We start from the raw sequence: 17,810 nt of genomic DNA on the forward strand, positions 1-17,810 counted from the left end.
CGCCCGGTGATGACGGGCGCCCCTGTCAGTCGAAGTCCGCGTAGGGAGTGAGAGGCCTTGGCGGCATATCGAGATCCCCTTGCCAGGGCTTGAAGGTGTAGCGCAGGAACAGGGTGACATGGCTGGGGGCATAGTCATCCGCCTGCTGGATGTCCACCCGGCCACCGATGCGCCAGTGCTCCGTCAGCCTGTGTTCCACCATGCCATTCAGGGTGTAGCCGAATCCACTGCTACTGCCCCCTTTCACAGGCGCATTCCTGTCTGGCAAACCGCTTGGCAACAGGCCTTCCAGCGGGTAGCGGCGACTGTCGTCGGTACGGGCGTAGGACCAGGATCCCGACCCGCCCAGCTCCCACGACCAGTCCGGGGTTCGCTGCCGGTAGCTGACCGGCACCGAGAGCGAGAAGTACCCTTGCGGGCTGTAATACCCCCCCTGCCCCAGGGTATAGCCCCCCAGATCCTGCTGGTAGTGCCACAGCATGGTGCTGAGCCCCACGCTGGCACGGCGATGGGTCTCGTTGACGAACTTGTAATAGCCCCCTCCCATGAGCCGGGTGCGCCAGTTGTCGGGCACGTTCTTGCCGGTCAGCAGGTGCTGCTGGGCGCTGCCCCAGAACCCGACGGCCCCTCCCTGATCCCGGCTGAGATCGAGGCGGACCCCGTTCGCCCGCACCCCGCCCCAGCTGATGCCCGTGCCCGGATCCACCGTTCCCCCATAGGAGAGCAGCGAGCTGCTGACGGGCCGACGCGAGAGGGTCATCCCCCACCCTAGCGTGTGCCAGTCACCGGTCAAGGTGGCGCCACCGACCCAGTCCACCACCTCGAAACCGAGGGGCGTGGTCCCCAGATCGAACGCCCAGGCCCCCCGCTGCCAGCCTGCCGCCAGGGTGGTCCCCCGGCTCTGCTGGTGCGCGTCCCCGCGGCAGTCCCTGGCCGCGCAGGTACCGAACTGCGCCCGGTAAGGGGCGTCCGGCAGATCTCCGGCATCCATGTCGACCAGTTCAAGGCGGCCGAAGGCGGTCCCACCGGCCAGCGGCGTATCCAGTTGCGCCATCTGGGTCAACGCCCGCAAATCCGAGTAGCCCCCGGTACCGCTGGAGCCCCAGTAATCGCTGTCGAGGGAGAAGGTGGTCTGGCTCTGCCGGTAATGCCTGTCGAGATCGCTGCGCAGGCCGGATGCCAGCCACCCCTCCCCATCCTGACTGCGGGCCAGCCGGGTCAGCTCGCCCCCCTCCAGATCCTCGCGGGGGACCAAACCTGCGGCCACCAGCCCCTTGCGATCCCGTACCAGGGCCTCTTCCACATCATGCTCGGCAACGCGCTGGCGGGCGGCATCGCGCCAGAACAGCGCCGTCTGCTGGGAGGCCGGTTGCATCGCCACCAGGGGTTCGTAGTCGGTGAAAATGGCGCGGGCTGTCTCGCCCTCTCCCAGCGCCTGATAGAGATTGGCTACCCGGCGGTAGTAGTTGGCCCCCTCCGGGGGCAGCGGGCTGACCGGCCAGGCGGGCAGCCAGTGACGGGCCTTTGCCAGATCGCCCCTGGCCTGGGCCAGTTCGGCCATGCCAAGCCTGGCCTCGGGCTGTTGCGGCGTGCGGGCAAGCACCTCCTGATAGCGCTGCTCCGCCAGTGCATAGGCCCCCCGATCCGTGGCCCACTCCGCCAGCATCAGGCTCGCCTCTTCATCCGGCTGAAACGGCTGAAGCAGGCGTTCGGCCCCCTCATCATCCCCGGCCTCGTGACGCGCCCTCGCCCTGGCGAGCACCTCGTCACGGGCGAGGCGCTGATCCAGCGCATCCATGTCCTGTGTCCAGCCGGACCTAGGGATGGCGGCCAGCACCCCTCTCGCCTCCACCATCTTGTCCTGCCCGGAGAGATAGAGGGCGGTGGCGTAGCGCAGGGTGGCATCCTGCGGGTGCGCCGCCAGCCGTTCCCGCAAGAGCCGCTCCCCGCTGCCAGCCTCCCCGAGGCGGGCCCGGGTATCGGCCACTCGATAGGCCAGCCACACCTCTTCCGGGGTCAGCGCAAGTGCCTGCTCGCGAAGGCGCAGCGCCGCCGCCACCTTGCCGGCCCGATCAAGCTGATCGGCCTCCTCCTCCAACAGCCCGGCCTTGAGCCGCCGCCCTTCGGCCTGCATCCCGGGGGTGCCCTGCTGCTCCAGCAGGGCCAGGGCACGCGCCGGATCCTGCTCCTTGTAGAGATCGAACAGGCGGGCCAGGGCCCGCTCCCGCGCGCTCCCCATGGCGAGCGCCTTGCGGTAGGCAGACTCCGCGTCGGCATCGCGATGGCGGCCACGCTCGCTGTCTCCGAGCCCCAGCCAGGCTTCGGGTTCATGCCCATCCTGGGCGATGGCACGGCGATACAGGGTCGCCGCCTCATCCCACTGCTCCCGTTCCAGGGCGCTGCGCCCCTGGCTCACCAGCAGCCAGTAGCGGTTGGTGGCCAGCAGGCTGCGCCATTTGTCCTTGTCGGTCACCTCGGGGTGTGCCAGCACCCGTTCAAACTGGGCGATGGCCAGCGCTCGCTGATCGTTGCGGGAGTAGGCCTGCCCTAGGGCCCCCATGAGTTCGGGATCCCCCGGGTTGGCAGCCAGGGCACGCTGCAAGCGGGAGATGGATGCACCACCTCCCGCCGTGCTTGCGAGCGCCGACTGGCGTGCACGATAGGCAGGCGAGGCCCACTTCTCCTCCTGGGCCGCGAGCAGCTGTTCCGCCTTGGTGGTATCCCCTTCGCCAAAGAGCACCATATACTCCTGCAAGGCAGCGATGCTCCCGGGACCGATGGGCAGGGATTCGATGTCTGCGAGCCAGATCTCGGCGGCCTCGTCCCGCTGATAGGGGTCTCGCGCCATCTCGCGCAACAGGTTCTGCGCCCCCTGGCGCCGACCCTCCGCCAGATAGAGGCGAGCCAGCCCGCCCCGCACTCTGGGCTCACCCGGATATTGCCGGTTGAGTGCCTCCAGGGCCGCCAGCCCCTTTGCCTTCATGGCCGGGATCCGTGTCTGCAACAGGGCATAATCCACCGCCACGTCGAGATTGGGGGGCAAGTCACCTGAGAACAGGGAGCGATAGAGACGCTCGGCCTCCTCCAGCCTGCCGGCGCTGGTCAGCAGCCTGGCTTGTTGCAGTTGCTGGCGCCTGGCCGGTTCGTTCAGGGCCAGATTGGCCATGCCCTGACGATAGAGCGCAGAGTCGGGGTCTTGCTTGCCAAGGCGGGCCAGCAGTGCCCCGGCCTCCTTGACCTTGCCCTGGCGCAGGGCCTGACGGGCCTGGGCTGCCAGCAGCTCCGGATGATCGGGCTCCACCAGGGAGAGAGAATAGAGGCTGTTGCTGACGAGATCTTCCCGCCCACGGGCCTCGCCAATCCTGACCTGCTCCAGCAGCCAGGCCACCGGCTGTACCGTCCCTTGCGCCAGGGCTCCGCTCATCAGGCAGGCGAGCAGGCACCCCAGGGTCACTCTGCCTGACATGACTCGCTCCAATCCGGCTGCAGGGTACCGTCGGCGGCAAAGCGATAACGCCCCTGATCCCAGCCTGCGCCGAACAGGGTCAGCACGCTGCCGTAGTAGGCATCCGCATCCAGCCCGTGATCGGAGACCTGCTTGCGCAAGGTGACCTGCGCCGGCAAGCCCCGTGACAGGGGCAGGAGGGCGGCGGCAAAGCCGCTCGGCCCCTTGCCCTGAACCTGTCCACTCAGGCTGGAGACCCGCTCGGGCAGATGACCCGATTCGGTCAGCTGCGCCAGCATGGGGGCAAAATGGGCCACCAGGGAAGCCCTGGCGGGATCCTCCTCGCTCAACATGCCGAGCCAGAGATAGACGCGGATGGCGTCATAGCCACCGGTGTCGCCCTTGTCCGCCGTCACCTGCCACCCCTTCTCCCCCTGCCAGTCCACCCAGTCCGGGGCAAAGCCACGGGGCGCACTCTCCTGCAGCAGCTTGGGCAAGAGGGCCCTCATCTCCCCCCAGGGTCCCTTGAAGGAGGCGAATCTGGCCAGCAGTTGTGGAGGCAGATAGCTGGGGTTGAGGGTCCAGCGTCCCTCCCCCTCATAGCCTTTCGCCCCGGGCAGCAACACGGGGCCGAGACCCGGCAGCGTGGCGACCTCCTCCCGGGCAATACGGCGCAGCAACAGGGTGCCGAGGGCAGAGTAGCTGTGGTTGTCCCACAGGCGACCCGCCTCCAGCAGGCTGTAGGCTATCCAGAGATCCGAATCGGACGCGCTGTTCGCATCCAGCACACCCCAACTGCCGTCCTGCTGCCTGCCCCAGAGCCAGGATGGCAGGAAGCCGGTCAGATCCCCGCGGGCGAGCTGCCGCTCCGTCCAGTCGAGCAGGCGGGCAAAGGTCTCCCTGTCATCGTTGACCAGGGCGAAGAAGAGGGCATAGCTCTGGCCTTCCGAGGTGGTGATGCGGCGCCCCTCGGCAGGGTCGATGACCCTGCCCTCTTCGCTGATGTAGTGCTGGCGAAAGTGATCCCACTCCGGCCAGTGGCAGACGGCCTGCGCCGGGAGGGAACAAAGGGCCCAGAGGAGCAGGGCACCACAGACATTTTTCATCTGAGTCATCTCTTAATCTTCCTTCAGACGGCGGCGACTGGCACTGGCAAGCAGCACCCGCAGACCCCAGCCCAGTACCAGCATGCAGAGCAGGGTCAGCCCGGCAAGACGCACCGGATAACGGGCAAACAGTTGCCAGAGACGCTCCCACCACGGCAGGTAGCCCACCTCGTAGCGATCCCCCACCACCAGGCTCTTCACCCCGGATTCCCGGATGATGGCCACCGAGCCTGCCACCTGATCGCGCAGGGTCCGGGTCTGCAGGGCCTCATTGAGCAATGTGACCCCCGCCGGCCCATCCGCCAGCAAGGCCACCAGGCTGCGCTGATCATGGGTCGGCGATTGCAGCCCCAGGATGACGGCGATGGCCCGATTGCCCGTCATGCCCACCCGGGCCTGGGGCTGGCGATCGGCCATGGTGTGCAGCAGATCCCCCTTGTGCTGGCGGGTTGGCTCGTTGACCCAGCTGCGCGTGGATTGCAGCAGGGCGTCGGGAGCCAGATCCCCTCGAAACTCCTCCGGCAGGGTGCCGATGAGCAGGGTATCCCGATCCGCGGTGCGCGCTCGCTCCCAGTCGTCCAGAACCTGCAGGGAGAGCGCCGGATACCCGGTCTCGGCCCCGATGGCACCGACGGCATCGAGCAAGGTGGTGATCTGCCCGGGATGTGGTCTGGCCGGCATGACAATCTGGGTGTCGGCGAGATCCGCCATCCGGCTGAACGGGAAGCCGGCATAGGCGAACGCCTTGAGGTCGGGCATCTCGATGAAGTGGCGATAGCCGGTGAAGTCGATGGTGGAGCCCTCGTCGATGCGCACCTGATGGGCAGGCGGCATCACCAAGTCGCAACGGCCATCCTCCGTTCCTCCCATGTATTGTTGGGCATACTCGAACGAGAAGCTCAGGCTGTTGGCCTGGGTGGTCTTGAGCCCGGGCATGCGCAGCGCCATGGTGTCGCCGTCGTCGGCAAACCAGAGCGGCAGGGTCAGCAACCGCTCACTCTTGACCTCGCCGGGCTCGAGCGTGAACGACTTCATGAGCTGGCCGTTGACCCCCACATCCAGCCGGGAACCGTCGCGCAGGGTGGGCGAGGTATGGTGATACTTCAGCTCCGTCCTGATGCCGTTCTCCCCCAGCAGATAGAGATCCGGCGGCAGGCGCAGCGTCAGGCTCATGGGCCACAGCGTGCGTCCCGTTGCCTGCAACTGGCCCGGGTACTCCGTGAGCTCATCAAAGCGCATCTTGCGATCCAGTCGCACCCAGTTCGGGGCATCGTAGGGTTGACGCGGCAAGAGCGGCTTCACCTCGTCCACCATGACGCTCTGGCCACGCAGCATGACATCGCCTCGCGCCAGCCCCTGCACCGCCGTCAGCAGATCCTGCTGATCCCGCCCCAAGATCAGCAGCAGCTTCACATAGGGATTGTCGGGGGAGCTGATCATGTCGATGGTGGGCCCCTTCACCTCGGGATAGTCCACCAGGAAATCGGGGCGCGCGTCATTGGTGGCAAAGATCACGGCGTTGCGATCCGGCAACTGGTTGATGAGCACCGGGAAATGCTGGCCCCGCCACTGGGCCTTGGTGCCGAACCAGGAGGCCAGCACCGCCGCCGCCTGCTGCTGCTCCGGGGGCACTGAGCCCGTGAACACCATGGGCAGAGTCAGCTTGCCATTGTCCCGCACGTCGAGGAACGGCATGGGGAAGAAGGAGAGCTCGTTGCGCACCGGCAGGGTCTGCAACTGCAGGGTCAGCTTGCTGTCCCGGTTGACGTTGAGCCAGAGGGTGTCGCTCGCCGGGTTCTCGCACACTTTCTGATAGTGGCCGACGAAGCTCACCTTGAGGCGGTTGAAATCCTTGGCATAGCGGGGATCCAGCTCGATGCTGGCATGGGTCATCGTCCCCATCTGATCCTGGTTGAGGGCCGTCACCCCCATCAGCTCGTCATTGAGATAGACCTTGACCTGGGAGATGAGCGGCAGCAGGGAGGGCGATGGCGTGAAGTTCAGATCCAGGGTGGCCCGGGTCACCACCTCGTCCCGCCGCACGGTGAAGTCGGCCAGTCCGTCTGGCGCATTGCCGCGCAGGGAGAGGGTGCCTGGCGATGACGCCATCTGTTCGAAGCTCATTCCCTGGGTGCGCACCGGAGCGGGAACGGGCGGCAGGGGGCCGACGGCCTCAGCGGCAGTCGCACCCTGCGCCATCAGCAGGAGAGGAATAAGGTAGCGTTGTGGTTTCATCATCCTTTCACTGTCTGTGAGGTCGGAGTCCCGGCCCGGAAATCTGGGGAGACGCGACGGGGAACGAAGGAGAGGAGCCAGCGAGCCAGCTTCTCGAGGAGGATACAAACAAAGCCGATGGGTGAGGTACGGGCCAGACGCCAGTAAGCCCCCCAGCCGAGCAGGGTAATGTCGATCAGGCTGTGGAGGGGGCGATCCTTGCCCAGACGCTGCTGCCACAGGGACCAGGTATCGGCCCGGGCGAAGGTGCACTGGATGAACTCGACATGCTGTGCCTGCGCCATGGGCTCCAGCTCCAGTCCCAGCTTGCAGCCGAACACCCGCTGCACCTTGGCGGCGAACGCCTGCTCCCGCTGGTCATGGCGCAGCAGCAACCAGACCCTCTCCTTGTCGGCCAGGGGCAGGGGCGCCTCGAGCAGCACCCCGACCCCCCCGTTGGAGTAATCCCTGACGGTACAGGGGTAGAGGTGACCGTTCGCCAGCCTGATGGCCGCCGGCATCACCATCTCCACCCTGGGATTGGCACGGACCTGCCGCGACTCGAAGGCCACCGCCAGGGCGCCGCCCAGTATGGTCATGTTGTAGAGGGTCCAGATCATGCTGAGGATCAGGGTCGGCACCTCGTCGGCAGGGCCGGTGCCGATGCGCCAGAGGCCGAACCCCAGCCCGCACAGATTGAGCAGGATCAGCAGCAGATAGGGGCGGGAGACCGACAGATCGAGGAACACCTCCTCCGTCATCCCCCCCTTGGCAGTCACGTTGAACGTCCCCTTGTGAGGTGCAAAGAGCGCCACCGTGGTCGGCCTGGCGATGTACCAGGCCAGCACCGTCTCATAGACCTCGCCCCAGAAGGAGTGGCGCACCTTGCCCTGCAACCGGGAGTTGGTCAGGGCGCTGTGGAAGATGTGCGGCAACATGTAGAGGGCGATGGCCGCCGCAGGGGCATAGATGATGTAGGCGTGCAGGATCAGGAAGGCGAGCGGCGCCGTCAGGAAGATGAGCCTCGGTATGCCCGAGAGGAAGTGCAGCATGGCATTGAAGTAGCAAAGCCGCTGCCCCAGCTTGAGCCCCTTGCCGAAGAGGGGGTTGTCCAGACGCAGGATCTGCACCATGCCGCGCGCCCATCGGATGCGCTGACCGATGTGGGCAGAGAGGCTTTCGGTGGCCAGCCCCGCAGCCAGCGGGATCCGGATATAGGCCGAGGTGTAGCCGAGGCGGTGCAGCCGCAGGGAGGTGTGGGCATCCTCGGTGACCGTCTCCACCGCGATGCCGCCGATCTCGTCAAGGGCAGTGCGCTTGATGACGGCGCAGGAACCGCAGAAGAAGCTGGCATCCCACATGTCGTTGCCATCCTGCACCAGGCCGTAGAAGAGGGCCCCCTCGTTCGGCATCTTGCGAAACCGTTGCAGGTTGTGTTCGAACGGATCGGCGGAGAAGAAGTGGTGGGGGGTCTGGACCACGCCCAGACGGGGATCCCGGTAGAACCAGCCCACCGTCATCTGCAGGAAGGAGCGGGTCGGCAGGTGGTCACAGTCGAAGATGGCGACCAGATCCCCGGTGGCCATCTTGAGGGCGTGATTGATGTTGCCCGCCTTGGCGTGCTCATGGGTCGACCGGGCCACATAGCGGATCCCGGCCTCCTCGGCGAAGTCGCGAAACGCCGCCCGCCCCCCGTCGTCAAGCAGCCAGATGGTCAGCTTGTCGGCAGGCCAGTCGAGCCCCATGGCGGCGTAGACAGTCCCCTTCACGATGGCGAGATCCTCGTTGTAGGTGGGGATCATCAGATCCACGCTGGGCCACTGGGCCGGATCCGCCGGCAGTTGTGCCGGAGGGCGGTGCAGGGGCCATGCGGTCTGCCAGTAGCCGAGCAGCAGCACCAGCCAGGCATAGGTCTCGGCGGCCAGCAGCAGCAGGCCGCAGGCCAGGCTGACGGGGTCGAACCAGTCGAGGGTCGAGGTGTAGCGCCACCAGATGTAGCGGCAGGAGATGGTGAGGGAGAGCACCATCATCATCAGCATGGGATAACGGCCCGGCACGGCGCGCAGGATAAAGGCCATGGCCGCCAGCAGGAGCACGAACACCAGTTGCGCCTGCAGGGTGAACGGCTGGGTGACGCAGAGCAGAGAGAGGCTCCCGGCCACCACGCAGAGCAGCACGCTCTTCCAGCGCGCCTCGCGGGGCGTGGCCCTGGCGGCGGCCAGCCCTTTCTCCTCCTGGCGGGCCAGGAAGGCGCCGAGAGCCTGGGTGCCCCTATGCCAGAGCCGCTGCCAGGAGGCAGGCCAGCGCAGAGGGATGGGTTGTGGGCGACGCACTATCATCCAGAGGCTCTGCAACAGAACGCGCAGGGGATCCCCCACCCGGGGGTGCGTCAGCTGGGGATAGAGTCCCCGGGCATGGCCCAGCACCCATTGCCAGCCATGACGCTCGAGGGGGAAGAGAGCCCAGGCCAGCAGCCAGCCCAGTGTCAATGCGGCCGCCCCCGGGCGGGAAGCCCCCCGCTCGCGCAGTGCGCCATAGCGCTGCGAGCACCAGAGGCCCGCAGCCGGCGTCAGCAGCCGCACTCTCATCGGGGCGCCTCCCCCTCTGCCAGACACCAGGTCGCCAGGGCGGCCAGCTCGTGGGCAACCAGACTGGTGGGCGCATAGCGGCCGACCGGCAGCTTGGCGGCCATGGCCTCCGCCATGGCTTCATCCCTGTGCAGATGAAGATTGAGCAGAGGGAGCCCCCCTGCCAGCCAGAGATCCAGCAACCCCTGCTGCAGGGCCCGCTGGCTGGAGAACTGGGTCACCAGCAGACGCTCATCGGCCGCCCAGGAGTGGCGGTGAAGCCGCACATGGCAGTTGGCATCCGCATTGACCACCAGCAAGCGCCTGCAGGGGATGACGGGGGCCATGCCCAGGGGCAGATCCAGCAGCACCAGATCATAGCCATCGATCCCCGCCAGCCACTCGGCCGACGCCCCCTCCCCCCCTCCATGGGAGAGCAGATCCAGTCCCTCCTCCCGGCGGTGAAGCGCACCTCGCCACTCCCGCGCCGGCTGGGTCAGCCGGCTCCAGCCTCCCGGATCGTCATGGGGCAGGCCAAGGTGGATGCCAAGCTGGTTGTCCGGGCAGAGATCCACCGCCAGCACCCTTGCCCCCTGCTCATGGGCAGCCTGGGCAAGCCCCGCCACGATGGCGGTGGTCCCCACACCTCCCCGGATCCCCTGCAGGGCGATCACCTTCATGCAGACCTCCCCTCGCCAGTCCCCTCGGGCCCTTTCACTGCCACCTCCGCCAGCAGGGGGAAGCGTGCGCACAAGACGGCGAGCCGCTCCCTGGCGGCAATATCCTGGTAGGAGAGGCTGACACCAAAGGCCTGCTGGACCATGGCCACGTCATTGATTACCGTGCCCTCCACCGGGACGCCGAAGGGGATCTGCATGTCTGATTGCCGTTCGCTGCGCATCGTCACCTCCGGTCTCATTGGGGATAGGGGACCCAGTCCCCCTGCCCCAGCTTGATGTGGTACTTGCCCTGATATTCGATCACCACCGAGCCCTGGTTCTCGGACACCGACGGGGTCTGCGGCAGGTCGCCCAGCAGGGCATCCCAATCGATGGTCTCGCTCCCGAACACATCCTTCCCCACCAGCCTGGAGACCAGTTCTGATACCGCCAGGAAGCTGCTGGGGGTGTCCACGTTGCGGGTCGCCTCGTGGGGCGCCTTGGTACCGAGCAGGGCAACCCCCACCGGCACCTGGGTGATGCTCGGACTGGGAATGTCCCGCAGCCCGGCCATCTGCATCTTGTCGCCGGTGAGAGCGGCGCCGTGCTCAGGCACCATCACCACGGCCACCTTGCGGCCGGATTGCTCCAGCGTCGTCATGAAGTCGTCCAGCTGATCCAGCAGGGTCTTGAGCCTCGCCTTGTAGGGCGCTATCTGGCGGCTCGCCACATAGCGGTTGCCATCGTGCAGGGCGATGAGGTTGAAGAAGGTGACGTTGCGTGCCGCCTGACTCTGTGTCCGCTCGTTCAGCCAGCGGCCGAACAGGGCATCCCCGCGATAGATGGGCTCGCCATCGAAGGAGGCGAGATCATGGGCCAGCCCCTTCTTGTCCATGGGGGTCACATCCAGCCCGGCATACTGCTGCAGGCCGGTCAGGTAGTTGCCAAAATCCCCCGAGTGATCCATGGCCACCTGTTTGGCAAAGCCGAGCTGGGCCAGGTTCTCGAACAGCAGGCATTGCTTCGGCGCCGTCACATAGAGCCCCTGGTGGCTGGTCTGCCCGCAACTGGCCCGCAGCAGGCGAATGGAGCTCGGGCCGCTGTAGGAGGTGGCGGAGTTGAAGCGGTTGAAGCGAATGTCGAAGTGGGACCAGACCGGGTGCCCGGTCAGGCCGCTCGCCTCCACGTCACGCCAGGCCAGGGAGCAGACATTGATGATGAGCACATCGAAGGGGGTCGCCTGGGCTGGCAGGCTCTCCGGGAAGTGCACCAGCCTCTCCTGCTCCTCCCGATAGAAGTCATCGAGATAGGCGTTGAGGTTCTCGTTGGTCGGCGGGGCACTCTGGTCAAGCTGCTCCTCCATGGGCAGCACTGAGGGGCGGGTCTCCTCCCGGGGCGTGTTCAGGGCGTGCTCGCTCGCCCCCTTGCTGCTCGCGAAGGGATTGCTCACCTGGGGCGAGACCCAGAGCCAGAGCAGCGCCAGCAGGATCCAGGGGGTGAAGCGCAACCACTGGGCGATGAACAGATAGAGCGTCAGCAGCACGAACCCCGCGCCGACCATCTCCCAATTGATGAAACGCCCGAGCAGCTCAGCCCAGTAATCCAGGGTGAAGGAGAAGACCTGGCTGCCCTGGGCACGAATGCTCTCTATCCCCGGCAACCAGGTATCGTGATAGAAGATCCCCGCCCCTACCGGCAACGCCAGCCAGTGCCGCGCACGGCGCCACCCGGCCCTTGGCAGGGGAAAGATCAGGAAGGCGGCAAACACCAGGTTGATCAGGGGATGGAAGTTGAGATATCCCCCCCAGAGCAGGGCGAACTTGGCAAGAAAATAGACATTCCAGCCACCCAGGCCGTGCCAGTCCAGCCAGGGGGAATCGGCATCAGAAACATGTCGGGTCATCGGCGATGAGTCACCTGTTATCGTGGGCCCCCCGAAGGGGCCGGGCACACTGCAATGGTTGTCAAAAGAATAGCCTGACTATTATGCAACTATTTCTTTTGTCTCAGGCGGCGCCGAACCTGGCTCCCCCGGATGGGTGGGAGGGGAATGAGAGGGGCCGTATGCATCCATATATTATCCAAACGATGCCGATAAGGCAGCCTTCTCTGACAAAATGGGGGGAACGTGCAGACGGGATGCAGGATCCTGGCAAGGGCCCCGCATTCACCACTGCGACAGACTTTGTCAGCCCTGTCGCCATCTCGAACAACTTGAGGCCACCTCTGGATTGCGCCATCATATCGGCCCGGCTGATGGCCGGCCGAATTGGACAGTCAACTTCAAGGACCCCCCATGTTTGAACACGTCGATGCCTATGCTGGCGACCCCATACTGACGCTAGTCGAAACCTTCCACAAAGATACCCGCGAACAGAAGGTGAACCTGGGGATTGGCCTCTATTACGATGAGCAGGGCCGCATTCCGCTGCTGCCGTCGGTGCAGCAGGCCGAAGCGCAGCGCGCCGCCGCCCCGGCCCCACGCCCCTACCAGCCGATGGAAGGCGCCGCCAACTACCGCACCGCGGTGCAGCACCTGCTGTTTGGCGCCGAGCACGAAGCGGTCAAGGCGGGTCGCATCGCCACCATCCAGACCATCGGCGGCTCCGGCGCCCTGAAGATCGGTGCCGATCTGCTCAAGCGCTACTTCCCGACCTCCGAGGTGTGGGTCAGCAATCCTACCTGGGACAACCACAAGGCGATGTTCGAGGGGGCCGGCATCAAGGTGCACGACTACCCCTATTACGATGCGGCCACCGGCGGCGTGCTGTTCGACGCCATGATCGACTGCCTGAGCAGCCTGCCTGCGAAAAGCATCGTGCTGCTGCACCCCTGCTGCCACAACCCGACCGGGGTGGATCTCTCCCGTGCCCAGTGGGACCAGGTGATCGCTCTGGTGGTCGAGAAGAACCTGATCCCCTTCATGGACATCGCCTATCAGGGCTTCGGTGACGGGCTGGAAGAGGATGCCTATGCCATCCGCGCCATGGTGGCCGCCGGTGTCAGCTTCTTCGTCAGCAACTCCTTCTCCAAGAACCTCTCCTTCTACGGCGAGCGTTGCGGCGGCCTGTCGGTCATCTGCCAGGATGCCGAAGAGGCGAGCCGGGTGCTGGGGCAGATGAAGGCCACCGTGCGCCGCAACTACTCCAGCCCCCCCACCCACGGCGGCCAGATCACCGCGGCGGTAATGAGCCAGCCCGAACTGCACGCCATGTGGGTCGGTGAGGTGACCGAGATGCGCACCCGCATCAAGGCCATGCGCCAGAAGCTGTTCGAGGTGCTGAGTGCCAAGGTGCCGGGCCGCGATTTTGGCTACTTCATCAACCAGCGCGGCATGTTCAGCTACACCGGCTTCACGCCGGAGCAGGTGGACCGCCTTCGGGAAGAGTTCGCCGTCTACCTGGTGCGCTCCGGTCGCATGTGCGTGGCGGGCCTCAACAGCCGCAACGTCGACTATGTGGCCGACGCCATGGCCGCCGTGCTCAAGGGCTAAGCCCGCAAGCCCCGCTCAGGCGGGGCTTTTCGTTTGTCCCCTTGCCCGTGGAACCGTGATGGATCTCATTGCCCTCTCCCGCCTCGGCGGTCGCCACCTGGTGACCCTGCATCTGCTGCTCGACACCCGCAGTGTCACCCGCAGCGCCGAGCGCCTCTGCACCACCCCCTCCACTGTCAGCAAGACCCTCAACCAGTTGCGCGAACTGCTGGGGGATCAACTGCTCTACCGCCAGGGCAATCAGTTGCTGCTGACCCCGTTTGCCGAACGCCTCGGCCCGACGCTGCGCCGCCTGCTGGGGGAGCTCAACGGCCTCACCAGCCAGGAAGGATTTGCCCCTGCCAACTGGCAGGGGGAGCTGAACCTGGCGATGCGGGAGAGCAGCATGATCTGGCCCATGGGAGCCGTACTGGGTCAGTTGATGCAGGAAGTGCCGGGGCTGATGCCCGTTGTGCGTAGCAAGGACGAGCAGGGTCTGGCTGCTCTGGCGGCGGGCAAGCTCGACTTCGTGATCCTGCCCCACGATCAGAGCCAGCCCGGGGTCAATCAGCCCGGCCTCGTCTGGGAAACCTTGCGGGAGGACGAGCTGGTCTGCCTGATGCGCGCGGATCATCCGGCGTTGACGCGCCCCTGGGATCTCGATGCCTACCTGAGCTGGCGCCACATCGCCATTCGCGATCAGGAGCTGGCCGATCCCTTCTTCGAGCAGAGTCTCGCCCAGCGCCAGGTACGGCGCAGACTGGGGGCCACCCTGCCGGATTTTGGCAGCGCCGCCGCCCTGCTGCGCCAGAGCGATCTCATTCTCACAGCCGTGAAGGGCTGGGCTACCCGGGCTTGTACCCAGGGGCTGGTGAGCCGCCCCGTCCCCTTCGATTACGGCGCAGTGAGCCACAGCCTGGTGTGGTATGGCCCCCTGGGGGAAGATCCCGCCCTGCGCTGGTTCCGTCAGCGCATCCTGCAACTGGCCCGGGAGCTGGACGCCCCACAATGATGCCTGGCGGCAGGACTCAGGGCTTCTTGGTATAGATGGGGCCTGGGAAAGAGGTGACGTTGTTGCCCAGTTCGGTGATGCGGGCGGCCCCCTGCTTGCGCACCTGATCGACCCGCAGCACGTGGTGCATGGGAATCAGGGTGCGGGTGACGTCGGCAAATTCGCTCTTCAGCTTCTCGTGGCTGGGGTCGACGATGAGCGCCGTGTGGGTGTCCCACACGAAGTGGGCGATCTCGATGAAGCCGAACAGCTGGCCCTGATTCACCTCTCTTACATAGACTTCGTAACGCTCGCTGTGACAAATGAACTGCACTCGATAAAGGGCGTTGGATTCACTCATGGGTATCTGTTGGTGATGGACGGTTTACCCATTCTAGCCGTCCCCTCGGACAGCCCCTATAGACAGAGTTCACAGTTGCGTCATATCGGGTCACAGCATCCCTACGTGCCGCAGAGCTCAGATCGCAGGCAGCATCACCGACCCAAACCCCTTGGCCTTCAATGCGTTGGCAAGCACTGTCAGATCAGCCGACCCGGCTTCTGGCCATGACAGCGCCTCCCCTCGCACCCCGTGGTGGCGAAAGCCGTTGAGGCGGATGGGCACGGGCCCCAGCGACAGCAAAAAGGTCGTCAACGCCTCCTCCAGCGCGCCAGTGGCGTCGAGAAAATCGCTCCGCCCCGGCACCAGCAGCAGCCGCACCTCCGCCAGCCTGTCATGGGCAGCCAGCCAGCGCAGCGACGCCAGCACCCGCTCGCGGCCCCGCCCGGTCAGGGCCTGATGCACAGGCTCGCGCCACCCCTTGAGGTCTATCATGGCGCCGTCCAGCACCGGCAGCAGCCGCTGCCAACCCGTTTTCCCCAGGGATCCGTTGCTGTCGAGCAGGCAGGTGAGACGGGCCAGATCCGGCGCAGCCTTGATGGCCGTGAACAGGGCGATCACGAAGGGCAACTGGGTGGTAGCCTCCCCGCCAGAGACGGTGATGCCGGTGAGCAGCGGGCCATAACGGCGCAGCAGGGCCAGCACCTCGGCCACCGACATCTGGCGCGTCTTGGGGCTGGCGTGGCGAGGGCAGGCCTCCAGACAGGCGTCACAATCGGTGCAGAGCGCCTCCTGCCAATGAACCTTGCCCTCGCTCATGGCGAGGGCGCCACTCGGGCAGACCGCAAGGCAGTCGCCGCAATCGTCGCACAGCCCGATAGTGTGGGGATTGTGACAACCGGGGCAGCGGAAGTTGCACCCTTGCAGAAACAAGACCAGCCGGTTGCCCGGCCCGTCTACGCAGGAAAAAGGCAGCACCCTGCTCACCAGGGCGCTGCGCGTCAGCAGAGCTTCATCCATCGGACTTGGCTCAGTACTGACTGATGGTCGACTCATTGGCGACCACTCGCGGCGTCCGCTGGCGAATGGCGGTCACTTCACTCGCCTCGGCACCAAGACAGGTGGTCTGCAGCCGCGACCCCTCCTCTGCGAAGCGTGCCACGTCGCTCTTGCGGATCATATAGCCGGTCACCCGAACCAGATCGCTGTCGGCCACGTTGGCGGTGAACTCGCGCATGCCGATGGCGAGCGCCCCCTTGCAGAGCTGCAGCAGTGCCTGCGGATTCTGGCGGATGGTGAGATCCAGGGTCAGGATCTCGCTGATCCCCGAGTGGTAGTAGCCGTGGTGCGGCGCCAGCGCCAGCACATGGCTGGCCGGATCCGGCTCCTGCCCGTAGGGAATCCGCACCCCCGGGGTCACCGCCACATCGATGCTGAGGCCGCCCTGTGAGTGCAGCAGAGCGTGCCCACCCCAGGCATGGGTCTGCGGCGTCGTAGTGACATATTCCGAAAGCTGGGCCGAGATGCGATAGCCAAGCTGATTTGCCTCTTCGTCGTGACCGTAGCGGCCCGGCAGATTCTCTTTATCCATCAAGATGTTGACCGCTTCCGCCATGCCGTAGATGCCGAACATGGGGACGAAGCGATCCTCATCCAGCAGCCCCTCCTTGACCAGGAAGCTGTCGAAGAAACCGGACTCCTCGTGCAGGAAGGCGGCGCGCACCGCGATCAGCTGGGACGTGAGACGGCAGTAGTGGGGCAGCAGACAGCCGAGGAAATCATCGATCCCCTGTGCCTGCTCGGCGACTCGCTTGAGGGAGATCCGCACCAGGGTGTTGGCGCCACCGGCCTGCGGCAGGGAGTTGTAGCAGCTGACGATGCCAAAACCACGCTGGTCGAAGGTATCGCGATGGATCGGGTAGTTGGCGATGTGCGGCTTGCTGCACTCGGCGATATTCTTCACCGCCAGCAGCAGCAGATCGTCGGGAGTCTGCTCTGGATCGTGGAAGAAGGTGAGGTTGGGGGCCACCTGCTTGAGCTCGTTGTCGATGCGCAGGATCAGGCGGCAGATCCGGTTGTCGTTGGGACCAATGTTGACGTGCATAAAGGCGTCCGGCAGCACCCGGTCCAGATAGATCCAGAACCCTTTCAGCTTGCGGTAGAGAGTCTCGTCATCCAGCTCGCCGACAAAGGGGAGCAGCAGCTGATCGAGCCGTCCCAACCAGACCGGCATGCCGGTGACGGAAGGAACGTGGTGATAGAGGATGCGCAAGGCATCGAGCGCTTCATCGAAATCCCGCGGCGCTGCCAGCTCCAGCCAGGCTGAGCCCTGGGTCAGGAACTTCTCGTAGTCCGGCAGCACATAGCGCGGCTTGTAGGGGGCGTGCCCCTCGAACATGTCGCACAGCATCCCTTGTGCCATGGCATCCTGCACGGCGGCAGGCAACTCGGGGTAAGGCAACGCGTTTTCGGCGGCGAGCGCCAGGGCCCGATTCTTCTGGGCCGGTGAGAGCAGAGGGTCGCGCACGATGCGCTGGCAAGTTTCGGTGAAGGACATAGTTCACTCCGTGGCGGGTGGAACCAAAATCCTCACACTTGGGAGGCCTTTTTTGAAGTGACATTCCCAACAGGGCGGATATCCCATCAAGACATCCGCTATGCCGGATCACGACACATCCTTCACCAGGGCCAGAACAGGGCCACGCCCCCCAGCCAGCGCAGCAGGAAGAAGCCCCCCATGCCGACGACCACCACCACCAGGGTAGGCAGGCGCAGCAGGGTCAGCACCGTCACCAGCAGGGTGGCTGCCAGGTAGTCCGGATCCCAGTCCAGCCCGTGGCCGGGCTCATAGCTGAAGACGATGGGCAGCCAGATGGCGGTCAGCACCGACTGGGCCGAGAAGCTGAGGAAAGCCCCCATCTCGGCTCCCGGCTGATAGCGGGTCAACCGCGAGAAGAAGGCAAAACGGTTGAAGAAAGTGATCAGGGCCAGCAGCCCTATCATCAGCCAGCCCATG

General features: G+C 65.6%; 13 protein-coding genes. 2 read left to right on the plus strand and 11 right to left on the minus strand.

The features are described from left to right. Window positions 1–25: 25 nt before the first annotated feature. The 7 genes from bcsC to bcsG are packed head-to-tail and all read right to left on the minus strand — an operon-like array spanning window position 26 to window position 11,894. Window positions 26–3,466: a cellulose synthase complex outer membrane protein BcsC gene (gene bcsC / locus AB5Y68_RS08935; RefSeq protein ID WP_368207089.1), complete on the minus strand. Its 3,441-nt coding sequence runs from the start codon at window positions 3,464–3,466 to the stop codon at window positions 26–28. Then, window positions 3,451–4,560 carry a cellulose synthase complex periplasmic endoglucanase BcsZ gene (gene bcsZ / locus AB5Y68_RS08940; RefSeq protein WP_339581327.1) on the minus strand — a complete coding sequence of 370 codons (1,110 nt, stop codon included), beginning with the start codon at window positions 4,558–4,560 and terminating at the stop codon, window positions 3,451–3,453. The genes bcsC and bcsZ overlap by 16 nt, the downstream gene beginning before the upstream one ends. A gap of 3 nt (window positions 4,561–4,563) precedes the next feature. Next, a complete protein-coding gene (gene bcsB / locus AB5Y68_RS08945) occupies window positions 4,564–6,789 on the minus strand; it encodes a cellulose biosynthesis cyclic di-GMP-binding regulatory protein BcsB (RefSeq protein ID WP_368207091.1) in 2,226 nt (741 codons plus the stop codon). After that, window positions 6,786–9,353 carry a UDP-forming cellulose synthase catalytic subunit gene (bcsA, locus tag AB5Y68_RS08950; RefSeq protein WP_368207093.1) on the minus strand — a complete coding sequence of 856 codons (2,568 nt, stop codon included), beginning with the start codon at window positions 9,351–9,353 and terminating at the stop codon, window positions 6,786–6,788. The genes bcsB and bcsA overlap by 4 nt, the downstream gene beginning before the upstream one ends. After that, window positions 9,350–10,012: a cellulose biosynthesis protein BcsQ gene (bcsQ, locus tag AB5Y68_RS08955; protein ID WP_309563269.1), complete on the minus strand. Its 663-nt coding sequence runs from the start codon at window positions 10,010–10,012 to the stop codon at window positions 9,350–9,352. Before bcsQ ends, bcsA begins: the two co-directional genes overlap by 4 nt. Further along, window positions 10,009–10,233, minus strand: coding sequence for a cellulose biosynthesis protein BcsR (bcsR, locus tag AB5Y68_RS08960; protein ID WP_319909462.1), 225 nt, complete (start codon window positions 10,231–10,233; stop codon window positions 10,009–10,011). The genes bcsQ and bcsR overlap by 4 nt, the downstream gene beginning before the upstream one ends. A 14-nt stretch (window positions 10,234–10,247) precedes the next feature. Then, window positions 10,248–11,894: a cellulose biosynthesis protein BcsG gene (gene bcsG, locus AB5Y68_RS08965; protein ID WP_042014583.1), complete on the minus strand. Its 1,647-nt coding sequence runs from the start codon at window positions 11,892–11,894 to the stop codon at window positions 10,248–10,250. Window positions 11,895–12,287: 393 nt separating this feature from the next. On the opposite strand from bcsG, the gene AB5Y68_RS08970 reads away from it, so the two are divergent. Both AB5Y68_RS08970 and AB5Y68_RS08975 read left to right on the plus strand, forming a co-directional pair. Next, window positions 12,288–13,484 carry an amino acid aminotransferase gene (locus tag AB5Y68_RS08970; RefSeq protein ID WP_201970069.1) on the plus strand — a complete coding sequence of 399 codons (1,197 nt, stop codon included), beginning with the start codon at window positions 12,288–12,290 and terminating at the stop codon, window positions 13,482–13,484. Window positions 13,485–13,542: 58 nt separating this feature from the next. Next, window positions 13,543–14,475: a LysR family transcriptional regulator gene (locus AB5Y68_RS08975; RefSeq protein WP_039039462.1), complete on the plus strand. Its 933-nt coding sequence runs from the start codon at window positions 13,543–13,545 to the stop codon at window positions 14,473–14,475. A gap of 16 nt (window positions 14,476–14,491) precedes the next feature. On the opposite strand, the gene AB5Y68_RS08980 is transcribed toward AB5Y68_RS08975, so the two are convergent. From AB5Y68_RS08980 to AB5Y68_RS08995, 4 genes are all read right to left on the minus strand, one after another. Then, window positions 14,492–14,815 carry a DUF1820 family protein gene (locus tag AB5Y68_RS08980; RefSeq protein WP_039039461.1) on the minus strand — a complete coding sequence of 108 codons (324 nt, stop codon included), beginning with the start codon at window positions 14,813–14,815 and terminating at the stop codon, window positions 14,492–14,494. Between the two features lie 117 nt (window positions 14,816–14,932). Then, window positions 14,933–15,814 carry a YjjW family glycine radical enzyme activase gene (locus AB5Y68_RS08985; protein ID WP_039039460.1) on the minus strand — a complete coding sequence of 294 codons (882 nt, stop codon included), beginning with the start codon at window positions 15,812–15,814 and terminating at the stop codon, window positions 14,933–14,935. A 10-nt stretch (window positions 15,815–15,824) separates the two neighbouring features. Beyond that, window positions 15,825–17,351, minus strand: coding sequence for a YjjI family glycine radical enzyme (locus AB5Y68_RS08990; RefSeq protein ID WP_039039459.1), 1,527 nt, complete (start codon window positions 17,349–17,351; stop codon window positions 15,825–15,827). 122 nt (window positions 17,352–17,473) lie between these two features. Continuing rightward, window positions 17,474–17,809: an AzlD domain-containing protein gene (locus AB5Y68_RS08995; RefSeq protein ID WP_010672834.1), complete on the minus strand. Its 336-nt coding sequence runs from the start codon at window positions 17,807–17,809 to the stop codon at window positions 17,474–17,476. Window position 17,810: the final 1 nt, after the last annotated feature.

Origin of the sequence: Aeromonas sp. R6-1, from assembly GCF_040908165.1 — a bacterium.
Lineage (GTDB): Bacteria > Pseudomonadota > Gammaproteobacteria > Enterobacterales > Aeromonadaceae > Aeromonas > Aeromonas caviae.